This window comes from Billgrantia tianxiuensis (assembly GCF_009834345.1).
Lineage (GTDB): Bacteria > Pseudomonadota > Gammaproteobacteria > Pseudomonadales > Halomonadaceae > Halomonas > Halomonas tianxiuensis.
In genome coordinates this window covers 1,652,145-1,676,758 of sequence record NZ_CP035042.1, presented here as the reverse complement: position 1 = coordinate 1,676,758, position 24,614 = coordinate 1,652,145, and the positions used below count along the sequence as shown (strand labels likewise).

Sequence of the window (24,614 nt, the reverse complement as noted above, 5' to 3'; positions counted from 1 at the left end):
GGCAGGCAAAATGATAAGCCAAACAGAATAAAAAGATCGTAGCCATCTGATCAACTTATCACCAAGCACGGAGCGCTCATGGCACTACCCTTCGACCTGCGCACCCTGCGAGTCTTCGTCACGGTAGCCGATCGAGCCGGCTTCAGTGCCGCGGCCCGCGAGCTTCACGTGGCCCAGTCCGCCGTCAGCCAGACCATCGCCAACCTCGAACGCCAGCTGGAGCTGACGCTGTTTCACCGTCATGAGCGACGCATCACCTTGACACCCGAGGGCGAGACCCTCTATGCCCATGCCCGGGAGCTGCTGGAGCGGGCCGAGGCCACTCACCTGGCCATGCGAGAGCTGCATGGCCTGGTCAAGGGCGAAGTTCGTATCGGCATTCCCTCGATGCTCGGCTCATATTACTTTCCGCCGCTGCTGATGGGCTTCAAGGCGCAGCATCCCGGCATTCGCCTGACCGTGGTGGAAGCCGGCGCGCGCCGGCTGCAGCGCATGATCGCCGACGGCGAGCTGGATCTCGGCGTGGTCATAGACGATGAGCAGAGCCGCCACATGGAGCGGCGGCGACTGATTCGCGAAGAGATGGTGGTATGCGTACCACGTGCGCACGCCTTTGCGGACCGCTGCAGCGTGACCGCCGAAGAGTTCTTTCAGGAACCGCTGGTGCTGTTCCAGGATGGCTATTTTCACCGCGAATTCGTCGACGCCCTGTCTCGACAGACCGGACTGGACGCCAACATCGCCTTCCAGTCGAACCTGATACCGCTGACCAAGGCTATCGTGCGCCAGGGCTTCGGCATTACCACTTTCCTGCGGCGGGTGGTGGACGAGCCCGGCCTCGCGGCGGTCTCCTTCGCTAGCCCGGCCTGGCTGGAGCTGTCGCTGGCCTGGGCGCGGGATGCCTACCTGTCGCGGGCGGAGAGCGCCTTTGTGGAGTATGTCATTGCCCACCGCGAAGTCTTATGACAGTGAAACGCCAGCGCTCGGCCCTTCTCTTCTCACCCTTCGCCCGGTTCAGTGACGCGCTGCGCCAGGGTGGTCGGCTCCAGGGTCCGGCGTGCCTGCCAGTAGTAGCGCCGCCAGTAGTTGCTGTCGAGTTCGGAAAGCATCACGCCCTGGGACGTGGAGGCATGCAGGAAGTAACCGTCGCCGACGTAGATGCCCACGTGATCGTAGCGGCCGGGAGGGCGGAAGAATACCAGATCGCCAACCTGGAGCTCATCGCGGGACACCTGGGTGCCCTCCCGCACCTGCTCGCTGGTGGAGCGAGGCAGCTGCAGGCGGAAGGTCTCGCTGAACACGTTCTGCACCAGCGCCGAGCAGTCGATGCCGTTGCGCCCCGTGCCACCGATCCGGTAAGGCGTGCCGGCCCAGCGCTCGTGCTGCGCCAGCAGGGCTGATCGGATCAGCTCGGGGACGGATTGTGCAGGCTGTCCACCCGGAGGATGGGGTTGTCCACTGGGGACATCATGGGATTGAAGGAAGACGACATGCCAGGCAACTGTCGAGCGAAGTAGTCGTCCGGCGCTTGCAACGACGATTTCGATGATCCTGCACACCCGGCCAACAACGCCAGCGACACACCGAGCACAACGATACGACTCGATCCCGTGGCAACCATGCTTGCGAAGTCCTCATTCCCTGAGCCGCACGCGTCCACGGGTCGGGCGAATTGCCCTACCTGATGACCCCGGGAGGATCGCTGTGGTAGTGGTGCTTGGCGCCCCGCGCCCGTACCACTGCCAGAGCGGCCTTGTGGCGGCTCACGATGACATGGGTGAAAGCTCCGTCACATACGGAGCCGTTTCATAAACCAGCTGACTATAAACCACATTTCCTAACCAGAGCGAGCCCTAATGTAGCGTTTTGACATCGCCTGGCAATGTGTCGATATGCATGGGGGCCCAATGACGTGGCCTGGCCCCGGGGAAATCCAGGCTGGCCCAGGAGCCGGCCAGTGGCGGCGCCCCCGAAAGCCACGCGACCAGAGCCTGGCGGAAGCCACTCAGGAAGCCTTCGCGCTCAGGCGTCTCACCCATGAAGAACGAGAAACCCGCATAGAGGCCCCGCGCATAGGCCTCCCAACTGCCATAGTGCTCTGCCGCCAACGCATGGGCTCGCTCCAGCACACCGGCGAAAGCGGCATCTTCCAGCCAGCCCAGCTGACGCCCAGCGATCGCCAGGTCCACCGCTTGGGCCAGGTCCCAGGCGGTCATGTCCAGCTCATTGCAGCCATCGGTGTTGTCACGCACCCGCTGCAGGCGCAGCAAATGGTTGCGGTCCTCTTCGCTGCAGTCGCCGCTTTCCAACATGGCGATCTCCGAGGCCAGCCGCTGGGCATTCAGCGTATAGGGGGCGTAATTGATCTGGTACTCCTGGCGATCCCCCGCCTCGAGCAGGAAATCGAGAAACTCGTTGAGTTCGTCCCGGCCATGCAGGCCGTAATGCCCATCGATCCACTCGCGGATCGAGACTGCCTCGCGCTCGCTCTCCACCGGCGGCTCGCTCCAGATGGCATTGTTCAGCGGCCCCACCAGCGCCATGGCGGTGAAGCGCGACAGCGTGGGCCGCGGCCCCGGCTCCTGCCACTGGCTTGCCTGCCAATCGAGCCAGTGGAAAGGACTTCCGGGATCGTCCAGGTGCCAGCGGATCTCATTGACCAGCGGAGGGTGCTCCCCCTCCGGTAGGAGAGCCTCCCACTGCGCCCAGGCCTCCAACAGGCGACGGGCATCGGGGTAGAAGCGACACAACGTGCCACGCAACGCCTCGGTCAGGGCCTCCAGCGCCTGGGAGTCAAACGCAGCGCTGTCCATCGCCATCTGTAGATAGAAGGCGTACTTTTCGGCCATGTGGATGGTCGCCGCATGGCGGCTACCCTGTTTCAGCGCGATGAGACCGGCCACATCGTCGGCCGCCGGTCGCCCAAAGGGCGTGTCGGCCCGAGGCAGGGCGCCATGGGCGGCATCGGCAGCCAACTGGTTGAGATGATGCGCCTGGGCCGGCAACCAGTATCGCGACAGGGCCTCCACGCCTTCGTCGGGGTGCAGCCCCAGGGTCTCGTCGAGGTAGCGCAAGGCATCGGCGCGCCGCTCGACGGCGACCGGCGCGGCCACTCCCTGACGCATGCCGAATTCAGGCTCGCGCACCGACGCCAGCGCCAGCACCCAGTGCCGTGGAGAACGCCGCCAGGTCATGATGGCGCGGCGCGAGGCCTCCCGCTCCGCCTCGCCCAGCAGCTGCTGCAACGGCGTGCGCCATGGGCTGACGGGAGAGCTGAGCAGGAGGTTCCAGTCACGCTGCATGTCCGCCAGCCTGTCGCGCCCTTCGAACAAGCTGCAACCGCGCTGGTAAGCCCGCGCCAAGGCCGACCAGTCGCTGTAACGACGCAGGACCAGATCGGCGCCGTGGGTGGCAAAATCCTGCGCCTCGGCAACTTCCAGCCAGCCGGCGCAGGCACCGGCCCAGGCCAGATCGACCAGCCGCAGCCAATCCCAGGCGGCCCATTCGAGCGGCTCTCCCCGTTCGACGAAATCGAGCAGCACCCGGCCATATTCCCGTTCGCCGCCGGACAGCTCCTCGAGCCAGGCCTGACGCTCTTCGCTGCGCGCCGCCAGCAGACGAGCGGCATCGAGGTCCCAACCTTGGCGATGACCATAGCCGGCCAGCCACAACAGGCTCTGAATCAGGCCGTTACGATCTTCGATCTGCCAGTATTGCCACAGCCACTCCTTGGCATCGGGCCAGTCCATTGCGTCAGGCGTGGGCTCCACTACCGGGGCAAAGGCTGCACGCAGGCGCCAGGCGCGCGCGTGGGGAGCATCGGGCCAGAGCGCTTGAGCCTGACCCTTGCGCTGCACGGCAATCCAGCCCGTCAAGCTATCCCAGGTGATCCCTTCTCCGTCACGCTCCAGCGTCGCCAGCGCCTCGCAGGCCTCCCAGAAATCGTCGTCGCCACGCACCCAGCCTTCGGCGCTCTTGGCACGCCGCAAGGCCTCGAGCCACTCGTCCAGACTGGTGTAATGGCGAGTGATCTCATCAGTCAGGCGTACCACCCAGCTGCGCAAGCGTGGCTCGGCGAGCCAGCCGGCCGACCCCGCCAGAGCGACTAGCTCGAGGGCGGCCAGCAGGCGCGCCGGATCGGTCGTGCCCGTGCCGAAAGCCTCGACCAGCCGCCAGCCCAACTCGCCACGATCGGCAACGCCCAATGCCCGCAGCCGGGCCTGAGCCGCATCAGCTTCGATCGTGTTGGGTTCGGGCTCGAAGGCCCAGTCGCACAGGACCAGTTGTTGAGCCCACCAGGCGTATAGGGGGTCGACCAAGTCTCACCTCGACATTCAACCAGCAGAAAGAGGCGCGCTACTGCGACACCGGGAAATCGGCGCCTAGTGTAGCGGAAAGTGCAGCGCACGCCGATGGTTCCGGGCGGTAAAAAAGTGGCTGCACCCTTCTGGAGGGCCTTGGCGAGATGTTTTAAATAATGCACACTCAGCAAACAAGATAATCAACACCCCGGAGCCTCCATGTCCCTCCCCGCCGAGATATTCATCGACAAGGCCTATATCGACGGCCAATGGCGCGACGCCGAGCGCCGCTTCAGCGTAACCAATCCCGCCACCAGCGAGACGCTGGCCAGCGTGCCGGACCTCAGCGCGGACGATGCCCGCGCTGCCGTGGCAGCGGCCGAAGCCGCCTGGCCGGCCTGGCGCCGCCAGCCGGCCAAGCAGCGCGCCGCCCTGCTGCGTGCCTGGTTCGACGCCATCATGGCACATCAGGAGTCGCTGGCCCGGCTGATGACTCTCGAGCAGGGCAAGCCACTGGCCGAGTCTCGCGGAGAGGTCGCCTACGGCGCCTCGTTCGTGGAGTTCTACGCCGAAGAGGCCAAGCGCATGGCCGGCGAGACGCTGCCCAGCCATGGCGCCGACAAGCGTATCCTGGTCTTTCGCGAGCCGATCGGCGTGGTGGCGGCCATCACCCCATGGAACTTCCCGCTGGCGATGATCACGCGCAAGTGCGCCCCGGCGCTGGCCGCCGGTTGCCCGGTGGTGATCAAGCCCGCCGAGGCCACGCCGCTGACCGCCCTGGCGCTGGCCAGGCTGGCCGAGCAGGTCGGTTTCCCCGCCGGCGTACTCAACGTGGTCACAGCGAGCCGCCCCGCCGAGATCGGCGAAGTACTGACCACCGATCCGCGAGTACGCAAGGTCTCCTTCACCGGCTCCACGCCGGTGGGCAAGAAACTGCTCGCGCAGTGTGCAGGTACGGTGAAGAAGGCCTCCATGGAGCTTGGCGGCAATGCGCCGTTCATCGTCTTCGACGATGCCGACCTGGACGCCGCGGTCGAGGGGGCGGTGGCATCGAAGTACCGCAACTCCGGCCAGACCTGTGTGTGTACCAACCGTCTGCTGGTTCAGTCCGGCGTCTACGACGCCTTCGTCGACAAGCTTGCCGCCCGTGTAGCTCAGCTCAAGGTGGGCAACGGCCTTGACGACGGTGTGGCACAGGGGCCGCTGATCAACCCGGCCGCGGTGGACAAGGTCCAGTCCCATATTGCCGACGCTCTGGCCAAGGGCGCCCGGCTGGTCTGCGGCGGCGAGCCCCATGCGCTCGGCGGCACCTTTTTCCAGCCCACGGTGATCGCCGATGTCACCGACGCGATGCGCGTGGCCCGCGAGGAGACCTTCGGTCCACTGGCGCCGGTATTCCGCTTCGATACCGACGACCAGGCCATCGCCATGGCCAATGCCACCGAATTCGGCCTGGCGGCCTATTTCTACGCCCGCGACTACCGCCGTATCTGGCATGTCATGGAGGGGCTGGAATATGGCATGGTGGCCGTCAACGAGGGCATTCTCTCCACCGAGCTGGCGCCCTTCGGCGGCGTCAAGGAATCCGGCCTGGGCCGTGAGGGCTCGCACCACGGCCTGGATGAATTCACTGAACTAAAATACGTCTGTGTCGGCGGCCTTTGATCGCCCGCAACGTCCAAGCAGAAGGGAGGCAAGATGAACAACGCACAGCTCAACGAACTCAAGCAACGCTACGTGGCTAATGGCGCCGCCAGCCCCGCCACCCAGTTCGCCGACCGCGCCGAGAACGCGCTGATCTGGGACGCCGACGGCAACCGAATCATCGACTTTGCCGGCGGCATCGGCGTGCTCAACGTCGGCCACCGTCACCCCAAGGTGGTCGAGGCGGTGAAGGCCCAGCTCGACAAGGTGATGCACACCTGCCAGACCGTGATGCCCTACGAGGGTTACGTCAAGGTGGCCGAGCGTCTGAGCCAGGTCACGCCCGTACGTGGCCACGCCAAGGTAATGCTGGCCAACTCTGGCGCCGAGGCGCTGGAAAACGCGGTGAAGATCGCCCGCGCCGCCACCGGCAAGAACAACGTGATCTGCTTCGATGGCGGCTATCACGGCCGCACCTTCATGACCATGGCCATGAACGGCAAGGTCGCGCCCTACGCCGCCGACTTCGGCAGCATGCCGGGCAACGTCTTCCGTGCCCCCTACCCGGTGCCCTATCACGGTGTCAGCGAGGACGAGGCGATTCGCGGCCTGAAGATGGCGATCAAGACCGACGCCAACCCCCGCGATACTGCCGCCATCGTGCTCGAGCCGGTCCTCGGCGAAGGCGGCTTCTACCCGGCCCCGGCCAGCTTCCTCAAGGCGATCCGCGAAATCTGCGATGAACACGGCATGCTGATGATCGTCGACGAGGTGCAGTCGGGCTTCGGACGTACCGGCAAGCTGTTCGCCATCGAGCACAGCGGTGTCGAGCCGGACATCATCACCATGGCCAAGAGCATGGCCGACGGCATGCCGATTTCCGCCGTGGTGGGTACCGACAAGGTCATGGACGCCTCGGGCCCCAACTCGCTGGGCGGCACCTATACCGGCAACCCGCTCTCCTGCGCCGCCACCCTGGCGGTACTCGACGTGTTCGAGGAAGAGAACATCCTCGAGAAGAGCATGGCCCTGGGCGACAAGCTGGCCAAGCGCTTCAGCCAGTGGCAGAGCGACTTCGATTGCGTCGACAACGCCCGCAACATGGGCGCCATGGCGGCTATCGACCTGGTATCGGACAAGAGCAAACACACGCCCGACGCCGACCTGGCCGCCGCGCTGTGCAAGAAGGCTCGCGAGAAGGGGCTGATCCTGCTCTCCTGCGGCCTCTACGGCAACACCATCCGCTTCCTGATGCCGGTGACCATCGAGGACGAGATCCTCGAGGAAGGCCTGGACATCGTCGAAGCCGCGCTCAAGGAGCTGGTCGGCAGCAAGGCCACCGCCTGATCTGCATGCAGTAAAATACGCCCGCCGGCAGTCGATGCCGGCGGGCGTTTTTACGAGTGTTGTCGAGCGCTATAGGCTATCAGGCTGGCATATCATTCGCTTTTGCGTCGCGAGCCCACACCCGATGCTGCCCCATGGCCTCGCGCAGCGGCGTGAATACGTCATCTACCTTGGCACCGGTCAACACGCCTTCCTCACCGGTGGGCACGTCCGCCGCATCCAGCAGCATCTTGCCCTCGCCCACGGCGGCGATCGCCTTGAGGTGCTTGTAGGCCTCCTGCACGTAGTAACGCCCCTGCCCCGATTGGGCCAATGCGTTCACGCTGTCGCTGCCGCCGGGCACGACCACCGCATCCACCGCCACCGAGGGCATGCCATTGAGCATGGCATCGGGCGTCACGCTCTTGCCGCCAGCCGCCGTTACCGGTGCCATGCTCGGCGCGATTATCATTCCTTGGGCACCTTCGACCTCGAGCTTCTGCTTGAGCGCCTCGACCTGATCGCCATCGACCCCATCGGCGACCAGGATCGCCACCTTGCGATACTGGATGTTGCCCGGCAATCGCGCCATCAGGCTCAGGGCCGGGGACTCCAGCTGCGAACTCGTGCCCAGCTCCTCGACGGGCGCGGGCTTCTGGCTCGGCGCCTCGATGCCGTGATTCTCGCCGACCCGGCGGGCCAGCTCGAGATCGATATTGGGCAGGATCTCCGTGATTACTCGCTCGCGGATCCAGGGGCGCTGCACCTTGGAGAGTTCGAAGGTGTAGGCGGCGATGATGTGCTCCTTCTCGACCTCGGTCTGGCTGTTCCAGAACAGCGTGGCCTGGGAGTAGTGGTCGCCGAACGAAGGGCTGCGGGCGCGAATCTTGCGCGCATCGATACGCTCCTGATAAGACTCGAAACCGCCGTTCTCCGGCCCCGCCGGGGTCTCGCTGGGCCAACCGCCATCGATGGAGTTGGGCTCGTACGAGGCCTGCCCCTTGTTGATGGTCTGGCGGTGCATCGAATCGCGCTGGTTGTTGTGGAACGGGCACACCGGCTGGTTGATCGGGATCTCGTGGAAGTTGGGCCCTCCCAGGCGCAGCATCTGGGTATCGAGATAGGAGAACAGCCGCCCCTGCAGCAATGGATCGTTGCTGAAGTCGATGCCCGGCACGATATGCGCGGGGTTGAAGGCGACCTGCTCGGTCTCGGCGAAAAAGTTGTCCGGGTTGCGATTGAGCACCATCTTGCCGATCGGTATGACCGGCACCAGCTCTTCGGGGATGAGCTTGGTCGGGTCGAGCAGGTCGAAATCGAACTTATGCTCGTCCTCCTCCTCAACCACCTGGATGCCGAACTCGTATTCCAGAAAGTCGCCGTTCTCGATGTCTTCCCACATCATGCGGCGGTTGAAGTCCGGATCGCGGCCCCAGAGCTTCTGCGCCTCGTCCCAGATCAGCGAGCAGGTGCCGGCCAGCGGCTTCCAGTGAAACTTCACGAAGCGCGCCTTGCCCTGCCTGTCGATCAGGCGAAAGGTATGCACGCCGAAGCCCTCCATGTTGCGATAGTGGCGCGGAAAGGCACGGTCGGACATGGTCCACAGCACCATGTGAGTCGACTCCGGCATCAGCGAGACGAAGTCCCAGAAGGTGTCGTGGGCCGATTGCCCTTGGGGGATCTCGTTGTGCGGCTCGGGCTTCACCGCATGGACGAAGTCGGGGAACTTGATCGCATCCTGAATGAAGAACACCGGCATATTATTGGCCACCAGGTCCCAGTTGCCTTCGTCGGTATAGAACTTGGTGGCGAAGCCGCGTACGTCACGCACGGTGTCGTTGGAACCGCGCGCCCTTGGACGGTGGAGAAACGCACGAATACCGGCGTCTTCTTGCCGGGATCCTGGAACAGCCCCGCCTTGGAGTACTGGGCGGCGTTGTCGTAGGGCTGGAAGTAACCGTGCGCTGCCGCGCCGCGGGCGTGCACGATGCGCTCGGGGATGCGCTCGTTGTCGAAGTGGTTGAGCTTCTCGCGAAAGATGAAGTCCTCGAGCAGCGTCGGCCCCCGCTCGCCCGCCTTTAGCGAATTGTGATTGTCGGCGATGCGCGTACCGTGATTGGTGCGCAGGTCGTGCCCCTTGGCATCACTGCGGTACTTCTCCAGGTGTTCCGTCTTGCTGTGTTCGGTGGTCTTGACGTCGGTATCGTTGGGTTTGCCTCTATTGGACGTGGTGTGGGGGTTGTTCGCCATGCTCGGCTCCTTATGTGCGGTGTCGTTCCATCCTCTTCCTGCGTAGACGAACTCCGCCTCCGGCCTTGCAGCCCGACGGATGCTTTTTTGCGGTCACGCCTGACAAGGTAGTCCTGCCTCACCCGGCCGCCAATCAGCGCAGACTATCAATACAAAAGGAAACATTTATCGGCTTAAGATCGCCCCATTGCCAGTCGATACTGGGGGGCTGAACGAGGCGGCGCACCAGCGCGAACGATGGCAAACCGAGGAGTAAGTCGATGAAAAGGATGACGGCCACCGGCCTGATCGCCACCCTGTGCCTGCTCGGCACGGCCCAGGCACACGCCCAGGACACCCGAATGACGCTGGGTGCCGTTGCCGGCACCACCGGCGTGGGTGCCGACCTGGCCTGGCGATTCAATGATCGCCTTGGCGTTTCCGCGCGCTATACCGGCGGGCTGGAGTGGAACACCGATTACAGCACCGATGACGTTCACTACGATGGCGACGTCAGCCTGGCGGCAAGCAAGCTGACGTTGGACTACTACCCTTTCGCTGGTGGCTTCTTTCTCAGCGCCGGCCTCATGCTGCCCGATATCGAAGCCGACGTAGTGGGCCGGCCACGCAATTCGACCTATCAGTTCAATGGCCAAGAGTATCCAGCCGATGCGCTCGGCACCCTCAACGGTACGGTTACCCTGGCCGACGGCATCCAGCCCTACGCTGGAGTAGGCTGGCGTCAGTCGCATCGCAGCGGCTTCGGGGTCTTTGCCGAAGTCGGTGTGATCCCCACCGATCCAGACGTTTCCCTGAGAACTTCACGAGGGTTCGAGCACGAGGACAATCCGCTCTCGGCCCAGTTGCGCCAAGAGATCCGCCAGGAGGAGCAGCGGCTCGAGAACGAGGCCGAGAAATGGCCGGTCTACCCGGTGGCGGTGGTAGGCGTGAGCTACACCTTCTAGGTTGAGTTCAGAGGGTTTCACCGCTCCATACGGCACGAACGAATCGGCCCGGGCAACTGCCCGGGCCGATTCGTCTCACGCCAACGAGGCTAGGACTGTCGAATCTTGGAGATAATCCACAGTAGCACCACCGCGCCGACAGTAGCCGTGACCAGCGAGCCGATGAATCCGCCGGCCTGGAGCCCCAGCAGGCGGAACAGGAAACCGCCGATCACCGCCCCACGATGCCCACGCCGATGTTGGGCAGAATGCCGAAGCCGCCGCCGCGCATGATGTTACCGGCAATCCAGCCTGCCAGCCCGCCAATGATCAGCCAGGCGATAAGTCCCATGTCGTCTCTCCTCTCCCTTTGATCGATTCGGTCCCGATTGGGGCACCTTGATAGTGCCTGAGCGCAGCTTGCCTGCAAAGGGTAGCTCAGAACGACGAGCCGGGCTGTTGCAGGAACGCCAGTTCCTCCTCGCTCGACTCCCGGTTCAGAATGGCATTGCGGTGCGGGTAGCGGCCAAAGCGCAACAGGATGTCGCGATGCAGGTGCTCGTAGCGCAGGTTGTCCTCGAGCCCGGGCTGGTCGAATAGACGCAACGCCTCGTCGTGAATCGCGAGCGACTCGCTGTGCATGTAGGGCATGTAGAGGAAGCGGCGCCAGCCGATCTCCAACTCGCGGTCGTAGCACTGCGCCACGGTCTCTTGGGCCAGCACTAGCGCCATGGCGTCCTGGGCGAAGGCGCGCGGATCGTCGCGGTAGAGATTGCGCGAGAACTGGTCGAGCACCAGAATCTCCGCCAGCCGCCCCTGCGGAGTATCGCGCCATTGCCACAGCTCCCCCGCCGCTGCTGCATCGTGCAGCGCACCGAAGCGTGCGCGGATCACCCCATCAAGCTCGGTATCCTTGCGAAACCACTGGGCGGGCTCGAGCTCGTCGAACCAGAAGGCAATCACCTCATCTCGGTCAGGCAACTTCCCGTTCATGTCATGTCCTCGTCGTTTACGCTCCTGATATCATGGACTTGGGTTGCGAATTTTTCACCCTCGGTTGCCACGGGAGACGCCATGACGCCCATGCTCGGCATGTTCACCTTCGTCTTCAATCTCGTCGGGCTGGTCATCTGCCTGGCCGGCCTGACCCTTGCCCAACGCAGGGCGAAGCATCAGCAAAAGCGCTGGCCGGGCTATGCCCTGGCTGGATTCGGTTTCCTCGTTGCCACCACGCCGATCTGGGCCCAATGGCTGCTGGCTGGATGAAGCGACCGAAGAAATGTCCTGATCGGTGGGGTATCGGTCATTGCGGACATCTCGTGTTCGGTGGAGACTGACATGACAGCTCATTGCAGGGGGCGTCATGTCGCGCACCGTCGTCATCCTCGCCTATCCAGACTGCCAATTGCTGGATGTCAGCGGTCCATGGCAGGTCTTCGCCTCGGCCAACGATCTCAGCGGCAGTTGCCTCTATCGCTTGCACCTAGCCGCCGATGCGCCGGGCAGCGTAGCGACCAATAGCGGTCTGCCGCTGCTGGCCGACACGGCTTGGCGTGACATATCGGCGCTTGGCCCGGTGGATACGCTGCTCGTCGCTGGAGGACGTGGTGTCACGCTCCAGCGCCAGCGTGCGGAGCTTCTCACAGCCCTGCACGACCAGGCCGGCCAGGTTCGTCGCTTGGGCTCGATCTGCACCGGCGCCTTCCTGCTCGCCGCGGCCGGCCTGCTGGATGAACGCCAAGCCACCACCCACTGGCGACACTGCGCCCAGTTGGCCAGCGACTATCCCAGGGTTCGCGTGGTGCCGGATGCGCTCTACGTCGAGTCAGGCGGGCATTTCACCAGTGCCGGGGTCACGGCCGGCATCGACCTGGCCCTGTCATTGCTCGAAGCAGACCACGGCAGTGCCCTGGCCGGCCAGGTCGCCCGCGAGCTGGTGCTGTTCCTGCGTCGTCCCGGGGGCAATCCCAGTTCAGTGAAGTGCTGCGCAGCCAGAACCGCGCCCAGGGTGCGCTGCGAAAACTGCTCGACCGGATCCACGCCGACCCTGCCGCGCCGCACCGGGTGGAAACGCTGGCCGATTCGCTCGGCGTCACGCCGCGCCACCTTTCGCGGCTGTTTCGCCAGCAGCTTGCGACGACACCAGGCGCCTATCTGACCCGATTGCGCTTGGAACAGGCCCGCCAGGCACTGCTGGCCAGCGAACGGCAACCGCCGCTGGAGCGCCTGGCACAACAGTGGCAACTAGGCGGGGCGGAGCAGTTGAGGCGTCTGTTCCAACGCCATTACGGCGTTTCCCCCACACTGTACTACCAGCGCTTCGGCCCCAAGGGCCAGGCTTCCACTCCCTCTTTCTCTTGACCGTTAGGCCGATACCCCGGAGATCGCCATGCCTTTCAATGTGATGCTGCTGTCGCTGTGCCAGGCGCTGCTGGTGAGCGGTAACATCCTGCTGATCGCGGTCTCGCCGCTGATCGGCGCGCGACTCGCTCCCGACCCGGCCTGGTCCACGGCGCCGGTTGCCACCCAGTGGCTGGGGCTGATGTGCGCCACCATTCCCGCTTCACTGATCATGGCGCGCCTGGGGCGCAAGCGCGGCTTCCTGCTGGGCAACCTGCTGGGGCTAGCCGGCGTGGTCGTGGCCGCCCAGGCACTGGTCAGCGAGGCCTTCTCTCTGTTCATGTTGGGCACCTGGCTGATCGGCATCGGCATCGGGTTCGGCCAGTTGTATCGCTTCGCCGCGGTGGAAGCGGCACCGCTGGCGCTGCGCGACCGCGCCATCGGTCTGGTCATGGGCGGCGGCGTGCTGGCTGCCTTCTTCGGTCCTTGGCTGGCCCGCATCAGTCGCGAAGCGGCCGTCACGCCCTTTCTCGGCAGCTTTCTCGGCCTGGGGGCACTCTACCTGGTGGCCCTGCTGGTGCTGCTGGCCACCCGGCTGCCGCCCCCCGAGAAGACCCATGGCGAGGGCCAGCCGCGACCGCTCGGTGAGATCGTGCGCCAGCCGGTGTTCGTGGTGGCAGTACTCGCGGCGCTGATCGGCTATGGCGTGATGAACCTGGCGATGACCGCCACCCCACTGGCGATGTCCAGCGCCGGCCACCACTTCGATCACGTCGCCACCACGATCCAGTGGCACGTGCTGGCCATGTTCCTGCCCTCGTTCGCCACCGGCCACCTGACGGCGCGTTTCGGCGCACCACGCATGATCGCCGCAGGCTGCGTGCTGCTGGCGGCCAGCGGCCTGGCCGCCCAGATCGAGGCTGGCGTGGCGGGCTTTTATTTCGCCCTAATCCTGCTCGGGCTGGGCTGGAACTTCACCTTCCTGCCCGCCACTGGATTGCTCACCGAGGCCTACCGTCCGGCGGAGAAGGCCCGCACCCAGGCCGCCAACGAATTCCTGGTCTTCTCCACCGTGGCCATCACCGCCCTGCTGGCCGGCCCGCTGGTCGACCTGCTCGGGTGGACACTGCTCAACGCCCTGCTGGTGCCGCTGTCGTTGGTGCCCATTGCGCTATTGGCCTGGCAGCGCCTTGCCAGACGCCGCCAAGACCCTCACATTAGCGGCTGACACTGCTGTGAAGGGATTCCTCGCCGATGCGCCAGTCGCTCACCCGGGAGCTGACCGACCTGATCGAACGCGGCCGCGACCGCCAGCTGCGCCTGGCGGTCACCGGGCTCTCTCGTTCGGGCAAGACCGCCTTTCTCACTTCGCTGGTAAACCAGCTGCGCCATGCCGGCCTCGAGGCCCGGCTCGACCTGATGCCGGCGGCCCGGCAGGGCCGCCTGCTGGGGGCCCGCAGGGTCAGCCAGCCCGACCTGGGCGTACCGCGCTTCCCCTACGACCAGGCCATGGCGGCACTCGATAGCGAGCCGCCACGCTGGCCCGAGCCCACCCGCGGCATCAGCGAGCTGCGCCTGTCGATCCGCTACCGCCCGGCGCGGCGCGGCCTGCTGCGCAGCGAAACCGCGGAACTCAGCCTCGACCTGTTCGACTACCCTGGCGAATGGCTGCTCGACCTGCCGCTGCTGGGCCACGACTACCTGGGTTGGAGTCGCGCCATGCTGGCCGGCGCCGGCGAGCAGCGGCGCGCCCTGCTGGCCGAATGGGAAGACGTCGCCGCCAAGCTCGACCCGGCCGCCGAAGCCAACGAGGCCGAACTTGCCGATGTCGCCGCGCTCTATGCCAGAAGCCTGCAAGCCGCTCGCGAGGCGGGCTTCGCCAACCTGCAGCCGGGCCGCTTCCTGCTGCCGGGCGACCTGGAAGGCGCTCCGGTGCTGCAGTTCTTTCCGCTACCGGCGTTGGCGGATGCCGACGAAGCGGCCCTGGCCAAGCTGCCATCGGAGAGCGTCTATGCCACCCTGGCGGCCCGCTTTCGCCACTATCAGCAACATATCGTGCGGCCTTTCTACCGCGACCATTTCCGTCGTTTCGATCGCCAGATCGTGCTGGTCGACGTGCTCGGTGCACTGAATGCCGGCCCGGAGCGCTTCGAGGATCTCTCCCAGGCACTGGCCACGCTGATGCAGAGCTTCGATTACGGCAAGCGCAGCCTGCTCTCGCGGCTGTTCACACCGCGCATCGACCGCCTGGCGATCGCGGCAACCAAGGCCGACCACGTCACCCCGGAGCAGCACGCCAACCTGACCGCCCTGCTCGAGGCCCTGCTGGCCGAGCCGCTGCAGGACCTACGCTACGCCAACGTGCCGGTCAAGGCGCTGTCGCTGGCGGCGATACGTGCCACCGAAGCGCACGAGGTGAATCACAAGAGCGAGCGCAGCCCGGCACTACGCGGCACGACCCTGGAGGGGGAAGAGGTACTGGTGTTTCCTGGCGAGGTCCCGGCCAGGCTGCCCGAAGCCGAGTTCTGGGCTCGCCAAGGGTTCGACTTCCGCGCCTTCCGCCCCGCCCCACGGGAAGGCGGCGCCCTGCCCCACATCCGGCTCGATGCTGCCCTCGACTGGCTGATAGGAGACAAGCTGCAATGAGCGACCGCCGTGACGAGCCGCGGGATGACGACCCACGGCCGGCTCGCCGTTTCACCCTTGATGAACCGGCCGCGCCGGACCTGGCGTCGCCGCGGCCACGCCTGGACTTCGACAGCCAGCTACCCACACGCCCCTTGGAGGAGGCCCCGGTCAGCCGCGCCGAGCGCGACCTGGCGGCAAGCCTCGGCAAGCCGCGCAAGCGTCGCTGGGGCTGCTCGGCCTGCTCGGTGGGGGCATCGCGCTGGGCACGGCCGAAATGGCCATGCAACTGCCCGAGGCTCTGCTCGGTGGAGATTGGCTCAGCGGCGGCTGGCACCTGCTGGGGCTGGGTGCCATCGCCCTGGGTACCGGGGCACTGCTGCGCGAGGCCTGGCGCCTGCGCCGGCTGAAGCGCCACGACAGCCTGCGCACCCGGCTGGCTCGGCTACCCGAGGCCGGTGCCGGTGAGGCGCTCGACCTGGCCTGCGTGCTCAAGCGCCAACTCGGCCTCGACGACGACCATCCCCATTGGCAGGCTTTCCTCGCCGCCCGGGAGCCGCATCACGGCGGCGCGGAGGTGCAGCAACTGCTGGCGCATCACCTGCTCGCCCCGCGCGACCGCCAGGCCCGACGGCTGATCTCGCGCATGGCGGGCGAAACGGCGGTGATGGTGGCGGTAAGCCCGCTGACACTGGTCGACATGTTCCTGGTGGCGTGGCGCAACCTGGCGATGATCGACCGCATCTGCCGTCTTTACGGGCTGGAACTGGGCTACGCCAGCCGTCTGCGCCTGCTGCGCAACGTGCTCTACAACATGGCCTTTGCCGGCGCCACCGAGATGGCCAGCGAGGCCGGCGTGGAGCTACTCTCGCTCAACCTGGCCGGACGCCTCTCGGCACGCGCCGGCCAGGGCATGGGGGTAGGCCTGCTCAGTGCCCGCCTCGGCCTGCGCACCCAGCGCCTGACCCGCCCGCTGGTGTTCGACGAGGGGGAGGCGCCGCGCATGGCGGATCTGCGCAGCGAACTCTGGCAGCAGTTGAGGCGGCTGGAAAAGCAGGAATGATGCCGTTGTCGAACGCGCTCTTGACCTTGGTCATGACACCCTCGGCAGGAGGCATTACGCTCAAGGAAGACATTGGCTCAACACGCGCAGAAGGAAACCACCATGTTCAAGTCCATCCTGGTTCCCATCGACGGTTCCGAAGGGGCGAAGAAGGCGCTCGATGTCGCCTGCCAGCTGGCCAGCCAGGCCGACGCTACCCTGCACATCCTGCACGTCCCCGAGGAGCTCGCCCACGAGACGACGCTGGTGTGGGGCATCGGCGCCATCGCCATCGAGGCGTCACGCCAGGAGCGTGAGGACATCGGCAGGCAGGTCGTCGACAAGGCGGCCGAGGCGGCGCGCGCCCAGGGCATTACTCAAGTCGAGACGGTGATTGGTCAGGGCGATCCGGCCCGCACCATCGTCAGCGAGGCACGCCGTCGCGGTGTCGAGGCCATCGTCATGGGCAGCCGCGGCCTGAGCGACCTGCGCGGGCTGGTGGTGGGTAGCGTCTCGCACAAGGTCAGCCATGTCGCCGAGTGCACGGTGATCACCGTACGCTGACTTTCCTCCAGCCGACCGCCACCCAAGGGTGGCGGTCTCGCGGCACATTCAGGCCAGACGCTGCTCCGTCTCGCGGTCGAACAGCACCGCGCGGGCCATGTCGATGCGCAGCGCCAGACGCTCGCCCGCCTTCACCCGGCACTTGGGGCCGACCCGGGCCGTCGCTTCCCCCTGCCCCAGTTTCAGCTGCAGCAGAATATCGGCCCCGGTGGGCTCTACCACGGTAATGCGCGGCGTGAGCAGCACGCCTTCGGCGTACTCGCTGAGTCGCGTGTCATCCTCGGCGAAGTGCTCGGGCCGCAGCCCCAGGATCACCTCTCGTCCCACCTGACCGGCCATGGCCGGCGTCTCCCGCTCCTGCGGCCAAGGCAGTTCCAGGGTCTCCTCTCCCGGCGTTGCCACGCACAGCCGGTACGCGCCACTCTCGCCCTCCAGGGTAGCGGCGATGAAGTTCATCGACGGCGAGCCCATGAAGCCGGCCACGAACAGGTCCACCGGATCGTTGTAGACCTGGTCAGGCGTACCGAGCTGGAGAATGCGACCGTCGCGCATCACCGCAATGCAATCGGCCAGCGTCATCGCCTCGATCTGGTCGTGGGTGACGTAGACGATGGTGGTGCCCAGGCGCTGGTGCAGCTTCTTGATCTCGGTACGCATGTCCACGCGCAGCTTGGCATCGAGGTTGGAGAGCGGCTCGTCGAATAGATAGACCTTGGGTTCGCGGGCCAGCGCCCGGCCCATGGCGACGCGCTGGCGCTGCCCACCGGAGAGCTGCGAGGGCTTGCGCTCGAGCAGGTGCGAGATCTGCAGCAGGTCGGCCACCCGTTCCACCGCGGCCTCACGCTCGGCCTTGGGCACCTTGCGCATCTCCAGGCCGAAGCTGATGTTCTGGCGTACCGTCATGCTCGGGTAGAGCGCGTAGGACTGGAACACCATGGCGATGTCGCGCTCCGCCGGGGTCTGCCAGGTGACGTCCTCGCCGGCGATGCGGATCTCGCCGGAGGTGACCGGCTCGAGTCCGGCAATGGCGTTCATCAGCGTCGACTTGCCGCAGCCCGAAGGCCCCACCAGGATCAGGAACTCGCCCGAGTCGATCGCCAGGCTCACGTCCTTGAGCACCTGCTCGCTGCCGAAGTCCTTGCAGACGTTGTTGATTTCAAGCGCTGCCATATCGAAAACCTCTTGATTGTTCTGTTGCTCAGAGGGTCTCAGCCCTTGACCGAGCCGGCCGTTAATCCACGCACGAAATACTTGCCGGCCAGCACGTAGACGATCAGCGTAGGCAGTGCGGCGATCATCGCCGCCGCCATGTCGACGTTGTACTCGCGCACGCCGGTGGAGGTGTTGACCAGGTTGTTGAGTGCCACCGTCACCGGCTGGGTGTTGTGGGCCGAGAACGCCACGCCGAACAGGAAGTCGTTCCAGATCTGGGTGAACTGCCAGATCACCGAGACCACGATGATCGGCGCCGACACCGGCAGCAGGATGCGCCAGAAGATGCGGAAGAAACCGGCGCCGTCGAGCTTGGCCGCCGACACCAGCTCGGTGGGTACCGCCACGTAGAAGTTGCGGAAGAACAGCGTGGTGAAGGCGATGCCGAACACCACGTGGACCAGGATCAGCCCCGCCCGCGAGCTCGACAGCCCCAGCCAGCCCAGCGTCTGCGCCATGGGCAGCAGCACCACCTGAAACGGAATGAAGCAGCCGAACAGCATCAGCGCGAAGACCAGCTCCGAGCCCTTGAAGCGCCACTTGGTCAGGGCGTAGCCGTTGAGCGCGCCGATGGCGGTGGAGATCAAGACCGCAGGCACCACGATGGCAATCGAGTTGAAGAAGTAGACGCCCACGCCTTCGCAGCGCATGCCGGTGCAGGCCTCGCCCCAGGCCTTGGCCCAGGGCGCCAGGGTCGGCTCCTGGGGCAGCGAGAGCAGCGTGCCGGGGGTGATCTCGGCCAGCGGCTTGAGCGAGGTGATCAGCATGACCGCGAGCGGCAGCAGGTAGAACAGCGCGGCCAGCAGGAGTACCGCATAGAGCGCGGCGCGGGCCAGCCGCGCACCGACGGTGCGGCGTCGAATCACGTTATCCATGGCGGCGGTTCCTCAGCTCGGAGTAGAGATAGGGAATCAGGATCGCCAGCACGCCGCCCAGCATCAGCATGGCGCTGGCCGAGCCCAGGCCGATCTGCGCCCGGGTGAAAGCGTGGGCGTACATGAAGGTGGCCGGCAGGTCGGAAGCGTAGCCGGGACCTCCGCCGGTGAGCGCCACTACCAGGTCGAAACTCTTGATGGCGATGTGCGAGAGGATCATCACCGCGCTGAACACCACCGGGCGCAGGCAGGGAATCACCACCCGCCAGTAGATGCGCGGCAGGCTGGCGCCGTCGAGCTGGGCGGCCTTGAGAATGCTGTCGTCGATGCCGCGCAGCCCGGCGAGGAACAACGCCATGACGAAGCCAGAGGCCTGCCACACCGCGGCGATCACCAGGGTGTAGACGGCCATGTCCGGGTCGACCAGCCAGTCGAAACGGAAGTTCTCGAAGCCCCAGCCACGCACCATGGCCTGAATGCCGAGGCCAGGATTGAGCAGCCACTTCCACACTACGCCGGTGACGATGAACGACAGCGCCATGGGGTAGAGATAAATGGTGCGCAGCGCACCCTCCTGGCGAATCCGCTGGTCGAGCAGGATGGCCAGCACCAGTCCCAACGCCAGGCAGATGGCCACGAACAGGCCGCCGAACAGCACCAGGTTGGTGGACGCTACCCACCAGCGGTCATTGGCCATCAAGCGGGCATACTGGGCAAAGCCGACGAACTCGTAGCTGGGCAGCATGCGCGAGTTGGTCAATGACAGGATGAAGGTCCACAGCATGAAGCCATAGACGAAGAACAGTGAAATGGTGACCGACGGAGCCAGCACCAGCTTGGGCAGCCAGGCCTGGAGCAGGCCTGAGTGGCTGCGTCGGGCGCCGGGGCCGGCGGCCGGGCGCACCGCGGGACTTGACAGGGACATAGCGGGAAACCTCGGGCGTGAACGGCGTGCCACCGGAGCCGGACCTGAAGGATTCCAGGCCCGGCCCATCGTCAGGCTACGGTTACAAGGCGGCCTGGGCGGCATTCACCATGCGCCGGGCAGCTTCCTCGGCGGCCATGTCACGCGAGTTGAAGTAGTTGGTCACCACGTCGAAGATGGCGCCCTGGACGTCGGCACGCACGGCCATGCCGTGGGCCATGCTGGGAACCAGACCGCCCTCCTCGGCGGTGCGCTGGAAGTCCTGCATGGACTGCTGCGCGCACGAATCGAACCCGTTCATGTCGAGGTCGGGACGAGCGGGAATCGAGCCCTTGGCCAGGTTGAAGGCTTCCTGGAAAGTCGGCTCCAGCACCAGACGTGCCAGGGCCTGCTGGGCTTCACGCTCCTCGCCCTCGACGCGGAACATGGCCAGGCTATCGATGTTGAAGGTGAAGGCGTCCTGGGTGCCCGGCGCGGCGGCGCACAGGTACTCCTCGCCGGCGGTAAGACCGGCGGCGGTGAATTCGCCCTTGGCCCAGTCGCCCATCAGCTGCATGCCGGCGGTTCCCTCGATCACCATGGAGGTGGCGATGTTCCAGTCGCGGCCCGACATGTCGTCGTCCATCAGCTCGCGCAGACGCTTGAAGGTCTCCAGTTCGTCGAGGGTGGTAGGCATCTCGACGCCAGCCGCTTCGAGCACCTCGGGATTGGCCCACAGCCAGTTGACCCGATGCACGTTGACCGGCACCGCGACGTAGCTGCCATCATGACGCATCACCTCGGCAACGGTCGGGGCAGCAGTTCGTCCCAGCCCTCGGCCCCGGCGACTTCGTCGAGTTCGCCGAGCAGGCCGAGTTCGCCCCACTCCTGGATTTCCGGCCCCTTGATCTGGGCCGCCGACGGCGGGTTACCGGACATCGCACGGGACTTGAGTACGGTCATGGCAGTTTCACCGCCACCGCCGGCCACGGCAAAGTCCTCCCAGCCATAGCCTTCCGCCTCCATTAACTCCTTGAGCACGTTGGCCGCGCGGGCCTCGCCACCCGAGGTCCACCAGTGCAGCACCTCCACCTCGGCGGCATGAGCGTTTACGAACGCCAGCGAAGTCGCCGCGGCGGTGGCCACGGCGAGGGCCGTTTTCTTGAACGAATTCTTGAACGTATACATCGGCATGCTCCTGCTGTTGTTATTGATCCCGGCAACTACCGGAATACAGTAACGCTAACCGAGAGCAGCCCGCTGCAGGGTTACCTAGTTCTACAAAGTATTAGGCAAATATTACAAGGCTGTAACGTTGCCCGGCCGCGGCAGGAAAATCGTGACCTCGAGCCCACCCTCGGGATGGTTGGCGAGCGCGATCTCGCCCCCATGGCACGCGCGATATGTCGCGAGATACCGAGCCCCAACCCGCTGCCGCCGGTGTTGCGGCTGCGCGAGGGCTCGAGGCGTACGAAGGGAGCGAAAACCCGCTCATGCTGCGCTTCGGGAATGCCCGGCCCATGATCGCGAATGGCGATCGCCAGTCGCTCGGGTGTGTCGATCAGCGTTACCTCGGCACGCCGACCGTAGAACACCGCGTTCTCCACCAGATTCGCCAGGCAGCGCTTGAACGCCAGCGGCTTCACCGGCAGCGGCTCGGCACACCCCGAGACGCTCACCTGTCCCCCCTGCAGCGCCAGCTCGCCGGCCAGCTCCTCCAGCATGGCCCGGGGATCGACCGGCTCCACCGCTTCGTGCAGGTCAAGGCCCTTGACCGATGCCAGGGCGCCCTTGACCAGCAGATCGAGTTCGTCGAGCGAGGCGCAGAAGCGCTCGCGCTGAACCGGATCGTCGAGCATCTCGGCGCGCAGGCGCAGCCGGGTGATGGGCGTCTTGAGGTCGTGGGAGATGGCCGAGAACAACCGCTCGCGCTCGTCGACCTGATCGCGAATGCGCTCCTGCATGCGGTTGAAGGCCGCTGCGGTGGCGGCGACTTCCCGTGGGCCGGTCTCGCGCAGCGGCGGCGTGTCGAGATCGTCGCCAAGCTGGCGCGCCGCCCGCGACAGCCGCGCCAGCGGGCGCGTCACGCTACGAATGCCGAGCAGCGACAGGCCGATCACCGTCAGTAGCACCATCAGGCTCGCCAACAGACGCTCACCGGAGAGCCAGCGGTACTCATTGAACAGATCGGGCACCGGCAACAGCGTGGCGACGTAGAGCCAGGTTTCGGGGCCGAGCTCCATCTGCACCACCAGGATCGGCGGTGACAGCGGCTCCATCAGCAGGCTGTGCTGGCCCCAGCGCGGCGGCAGGTCGTGCAGCAGCACCTCGTTGTTGTACACGCGCAAGGTCTCGGGGCGGGAGAATTCCACCAGCACGTCGTCGATATTCAGTTCACGGGTCAGAATCTGGCGGAAATTGTTCACTACCAGCGTCTTTTCCGGCCCCGAGCCGATGTCCTGCACCGGGATACGGCGTTCGTTGACGCTGACGAAGAAGCGCGTGCCGCCCATGTTGCGTAGTTGGTCAAGCACGATATGACGGTATTCATAAGGCAGCGAGCGGAAGAAGCGCATGGTCGAGGCCACGCTGTAGGCCACGTTGCGCGACAGCTCGTCGAGCTGTTCGAGCTGGCTGGAGCGCACCTGGGAGGTCCACACGGTGTAGCTGGCCAACTGGGCGGTGAGCACGCCGACGATCATGATCAGCACGAAGCGACCACGCAGCGTGCGCGGCAGCAGGGGCACCAGGCGTCGGCGCCAGCGCTTGAGGTGCCGCTCGCTCACGTCAGCGCTTCGATCCGCGCGGTGAAGACATAGCCTGCCCCGCGCACGGTGCGAATCAGCTGATGGTAATGGGTGTCTTCACCCAGGCGCTGACGCAGCCGGCAGACATGCACGTCGATGGAACGATCCAGCGGCGGTGCCGGCCGGCCACGGGTCAACTCGTACAGTGCCTCGCGCGACAGCACCTGCTCGGGGTGCTCGAGGAAAACCTGTAGCAACTGGAAGTCGGCGCCGGAAAGCGGCGTGCGCGCCTCCCGCTCGTCGATCAGCTCGCGGGTCATGCGGTCGAGCCGCCAGGGCCCGAAAGCCACCAGGCGCGCCCGGGCCGGATCGTCAGCGACACCGCTCCGCGCCCGGCGCAGCACCGCCTTGATGCGTGCCAGCAGCTCGCGCGGATTGAACGGCTTGCCCAGGTAGTCGTCGGCGCCCAGCTCCAGCCCCAGGATACGGTCGGTCTCGTCGGCGCTGGCGGTGAGCATGATGATCGGCACGTCGCTGCCGCGACGAATGTCACGGCAGATGGTGAAGCCGTCGTCGCCGGGGAGCATGATGTCGACGATGAGCAGGTCGGGAGCTTCGCTTGCCAGCAGGCGATGGAGCGCCTCGGCATCCTCGGCGGCCAGGGCACGGTAGCCGTGGCGTCCGAGGTAATCGACCAGCAGTTCGCGGATCTCGGGGTCGTCGTCGACCACGATCAGGGTGGCGGGCGTTGTCGTCATCGTCGTCCGATGGCAGGGGCGCGGCCTTGGCAGCGCCGTGAATCGTTGTCGTTATGAGCCCGATGATGGGCAAGCCGGATCGGCGCGGCAAGGGACCCTAGACCATCGTCGCAGCGTTCTATCCGACTCAGAGGGCCGACTCAGAGAGAAAAGCGCTCCTGCAGGTGCCTGGCCACGGCCGTCTCGGCGTGGTGGCCGATGCGACGTGCCACGGGTACCCGCTGGGCCAGCTCGGGGTGCGCATTGGCCATCACGTGGGCCTCGCCGGCCAGGCTGAGCATCTCGGTATCGTTGAGGTTGTCGCCGAAGGCCAGGCAGCGTTCGCTGTCGATCCCGAGGGCAACGAGCAGCGCTTCCAGCGCCGTGCCCTTGTTGACACCACCGGCCATGATCTCCAGTGAATTGACGGTGGAGTAAGTGACATGCAGGCGTTCGCCATGGTTGGCGCGCACTTCGGCCTCGAGCCCGGCCAGCCGCTCGGGCTCGCCGATATAGAGCACCTTGCCAACTCCCTCCCCGTCGAGACTCGACGGTTCGACCACGCGATAGCCGAAGCCGGTATGGGCATGGTAGGCCAGCAACCGTGGTTCGGGAGCATCGATCAACCACTCGTGCTCGAGATAGAGGTTGAGGCGCACACTATCGTGGCGCTCGAGCGCGATCAGCTCACGCGCCAGCTCGGCCTCGAGGTGGCGCGAGGCCAACAGCTCGCCGTCGGGGCCGTGCAGGTAGGCGCCGTTGGTGCTGATCACATGGATCGGCACGTCCAGCCGTTCACGAAAAGCCAGCATGTCGCGAAAGTGACGCCCGGAGGCGAAGGCCAAGTGGTGCCCCGCTCGGCCAACTGGCGCAGGGTGTCGATGGTCTCGGGGTGCAGGTCGTGGTTGGCATCCAGCAGGGTGCCATCGAGGTCGGAGACGATCAGGTGAGGTGTCATGGCTGTCCATTGCATCGAGTCACCGCTAGAGGCTAACGCAGCCCGCAGGGCTTGCCCAGTCAAAGAGCACGGCGCGCTCATCGCGAATCGCCCCATCCAAACCTATGATTTACCGTCAGCGGCTACGCCTGCGTTTGGCGCCGGCCGCGGGAATCCGTATAGTGGC

The 24,614-nt window shown here is 65.7% G+C and carries 20 protein-coding genes and 5 pseudogenes; 12 read left to right on the top strand and 13 right to left on the bottom strand.

Annotated features, from left to right (window positions below; translation table 11 throughout):
* Positions 1-78: 78 nt before the first annotated feature.
* Entirely contained in the window at positions 79-966 is an 888-nt protein-coding gene (locus tag EKK97_RS07805) for a LysR family transcriptional regulator (protein WP_159550887.1), read from the top strand.
* 32 nt (positions 967-998) lie between these two features.
* Here EKK97_RS07805 and EKK97_RS07800 read toward each other — a convergent pair whose 3' ends face one another.
* Entirely contained in the window at positions 999-1,559 is a 561-nt protein-coding gene (locus EKK97_RS07800) for a C40 family peptidase (RefSeq protein ID WP_340162942.1), read from the bottom strand.
* A 294-nt stretch (positions 1,560-1,853) separates the two neighbouring features.
* Positions 1,854-4,319: a DUF1266 domain-containing protein gene (locus EKK97_RS07795; protein WP_159550885.1), complete on the bottom strand. Its 2,466-nt coding sequence runs from the start codon at positions 4,317-4,319 to the stop codon at positions 1,854-1,856.
* 201 nt (positions 4,320-4,520) lie between these two features.
* Between EKK97_RS07795 and EKK97_RS07790 the strand changes: the two genes are divergently transcribed.
* Complete coding sequence (locus EKK97_RS07790; protein ID WP_159550883.1) at positions 4,521-5,966, top strand: NAD-dependent succinate-semialdehyde dehydrogenase; 1,446 nt, start codon at positions 4,521-4,523, stop codon at positions 5,964-5,966.
* Between the two features lie 33 nt (positions 5,967-5,999).
* On the top strand, positions 6,000-7,292 hold the full coding sequence (gene gabT / locus EKK97_RS07785; protein WP_159550881.1) for a 4-aminobutyrate--2-oxoglutarate transaminase: 1,293 nt from the start codon (positions 6,000-6,002) through the stop codon (positions 7,290-7,292).
* 79 nt (positions 7,293-7,371) lie between these two features.
* Here gabT and EKK97_RS25730 read toward each other — a convergent pair whose 3' ends face one another.
* Together EKK97_RS25730 and EKK97_RS07780 are read right to left on the bottom strand one after the other, a co-directional pair.
* Positions 7,372-8,295 carry a catalase-related domain-containing protein gene (locus EKK97_RS25730; protein ID WP_340162972.1) on the bottom strand — a complete coding sequence of 308 codons (924 nt, stop codon included), beginning with the start codon at positions 8,293-8,295 and terminating at the stop codon, positions 7,372-7,374.
* Positions 8,296-8,298: 3 nt separating this feature from the next.
* A pseudogene (locus tag EKK97_RS07780) lies at positions 8,299-9,521 on the bottom strand (catalase); the annotation flags it as partial.
* A gap of 260 nt (positions 9,522-9,781) precedes the next feature.
* On the opposite strand from EKK97_RS07780, the gene EKK97_RS07775 reads away from it, so the two are divergent.
* Complete coding sequence (locus EKK97_RS07775) at positions 9,782-10,465, top strand: hypothetical protein (RefSeq protein ID WP_234286435.1); 684 nt, start codon at positions 9,782-9,784, stop codon at positions 10,463-10,465.
* A gap of 89 nt (positions 10,466-10,554) precedes the next feature.
* Here EKK97_RS07775 and EKK97_RS07770 read toward each other — a convergent pair.
* Positions 10,555-10,796 (bottom strand): annotated as a pseudogene (locus tag EKK97_RS07770) (GlsB/YeaQ/YmgE family stress response membrane protein).
* An 86-nt stretch (positions 10,797-10,882) separates the two neighbouring features.
* Complete coding sequence (locus EKK97_RS07765; protein WP_159550879.1) at positions 10,883-11,437, bottom strand: DUF924 family protein; 555 nt, start codon at positions 11,435-11,437, stop codon at positions 10,883-10,885.
* A gap of 81 nt (positions 11,438-11,518) precedes the next feature.
* On the opposite strand from EKK97_RS07765, the gene EKK97_RS07760 reads away from it, so the two are divergent.
* The 8 genes from EKK97_RS07760 (at position 11,519) to EKK97_RS07735 (ending at position 17,015) form a co-directional block, all read left to right on the top strand.
* Positions 11,519-11,710: a hypothetical protein gene (locus EKK97_RS07760; protein WP_159550877.1), complete on the top strand. Its 192-nt coding sequence runs from the start codon at positions 11,519-11,521 to the stop codon at positions 11,708-11,710.
* A gap of 97 nt (positions 11,711-11,807) precedes the next feature.
* A complete protein-coding gene (locus EKK97_RS07755; protein WP_340162941.1) occupies positions 11,808-12,602 on the top strand; it encodes an AraC family transcriptional regulator in 795 nt (264 codons plus the stop codon).
* A complete protein-coding gene (locus EKK97_RS25725; RefSeq protein ID WP_340162940.1) occupies positions 12,509-12,805 on the top strand; it encodes a helix-turn-helix domain-containing protein in 297 nt (98 codons plus the stop codon). The genes EKK97_RS07755 and EKK97_RS25725 overlap by 94 nt, the downstream gene beginning before the upstream one ends.
* Positions 12,806-12,833: 28 nt before the next feature.
* A complete protein-coding gene (locus tag EKK97_RS07750) occupies positions 12,834-14,012 on the top strand; it encodes an MFS transporter (RefSeq protein WP_159550875.1) in 1,179 nt (392 codons plus the stop codon).
* Positions 14,013-14,038: 26 nt separating this feature from the next.
* Positions 14,039-15,430: a YcjX family GTP-binding protein gene (locus tag EKK97_RS07745; protein ID WP_159550873.1), complete on the top strand. Its 1,392-nt coding sequence runs from the start codon at positions 14,039-14,041 to the stop codon at positions 15,428-15,430.
* Positions 15,427-15,819: a hypothetical protein gene (locus EKK97_RS25720; protein WP_340162939.1), complete on the top strand. Its 393-nt coding sequence runs from the start codon at positions 15,427-15,429 to the stop codon at positions 15,817-15,819. The genes EKK97_RS07745 and EKK97_RS25720 overlap by 4 nt, the downstream gene beginning before the upstream one ends.
* The gene (locus tag EKK97_RS07740; RefSeq protein ID WP_340162971.1) at positions 15,711-16,472 is read left to right on the top strand and encodes a YcjF family protein; all 762 of its coding nucleotides are present in this window, start codon (positions 15,711-15,713) and stop codon (positions 16,470-16,472) included. Before EKK97_RS25720 ends, EKK97_RS07740 begins: the two co-directional genes overlap by 109 nt.
* 102 nt (positions 16,473-16,574) lie before the next feature.
* The gene (locus tag EKK97_RS07735; RefSeq protein ID WP_159550871.1) at positions 16,575-17,015 is read left to right on the top strand and encodes a universal stress protein; all 441 of its coding nucleotides are present in this window, start codon (positions 16,575-16,577) and stop codon (positions 17,013-17,015) included.
* Positions 17,016-17,063: 48 nt separating this feature from the next.
* On the opposite strand, the gene EKK97_RS07730 is transcribed toward EKK97_RS07735, so the two are convergent.
* The 7 genes and pseudogenes from EKK97_RS07730 to EKK97_RS07700 all read right to left on the bottom strand — a co-directional run bounded on the left by EKK97_RS07730 (position 17,064) and on the right by EKK97_RS07700 (position 24,448).
* On the bottom strand, positions 17,064-18,185 hold the full coding sequence (locus EKK97_RS07730; RefSeq protein ID WP_159550869.1) for an ABC transporter ATP-binding protein: 1,122 nt from the start codon (positions 18,183-18,185) through the stop codon (positions 17,064-17,066).
* Between the two features lie 38 nt (positions 18,186-18,223).
* Positions 18,224-19,102: a carbohydrate ABC transporter permease gene (locus EKK97_RS07725; protein ID WP_159550867.1), complete on the bottom strand. Its 879-nt coding sequence runs from the start codon at positions 19,100-19,102 to the stop codon at positions 18,224-18,226.
* Positions 19,095-20,027: a carbohydrate ABC transporter permease gene (locus tag EKK97_RS07720; protein ID WP_159550865.1), complete on the bottom strand. Its 933-nt coding sequence runs from the start codon at positions 20,025-20,027 to the stop codon at positions 19,095-19,097. Before EKK97_RS07720 ends, EKK97_RS07725 begins: the two co-directional genes overlap by 8 nt.
* 82 nt (positions 20,028-20,109) lie before the next feature.
* Positions 20,110-21,194: pseudogene (locus tag EKK97_RS07715) on the bottom strand (ABC transporter substrate-binding protein).
* Between the two features lie 111 nt (positions 21,195-21,305).
* Positions 21,306-22,792, bottom strand: a pseudogene (locus EKK97_RS07710) (ATP-binding protein).
* Positions 22,789-23,511 (bottom strand): response regulator, encoded by a 723-nt coding sequence (locus EKK97_RS07705; protein ID WP_159550863.1) that lies wholly within the window; start codon positions 23,509-23,511, stop codon positions 22,789-22,791. Before EKK97_RS07705 ends, EKK97_RS07710 begins: the two are co-directional and overlap by 4 nt.
* 140 nt (positions 23,512-23,651) lie before the next feature.
* Positions 23,652-24,448: pseudogene (locus EKK97_RS07700) on the bottom strand (Cof-type HAD-IIB family hydrolase).
* Between the last annotated feature and the right edge of the window lie 166 nt (positions 24,449-24,614).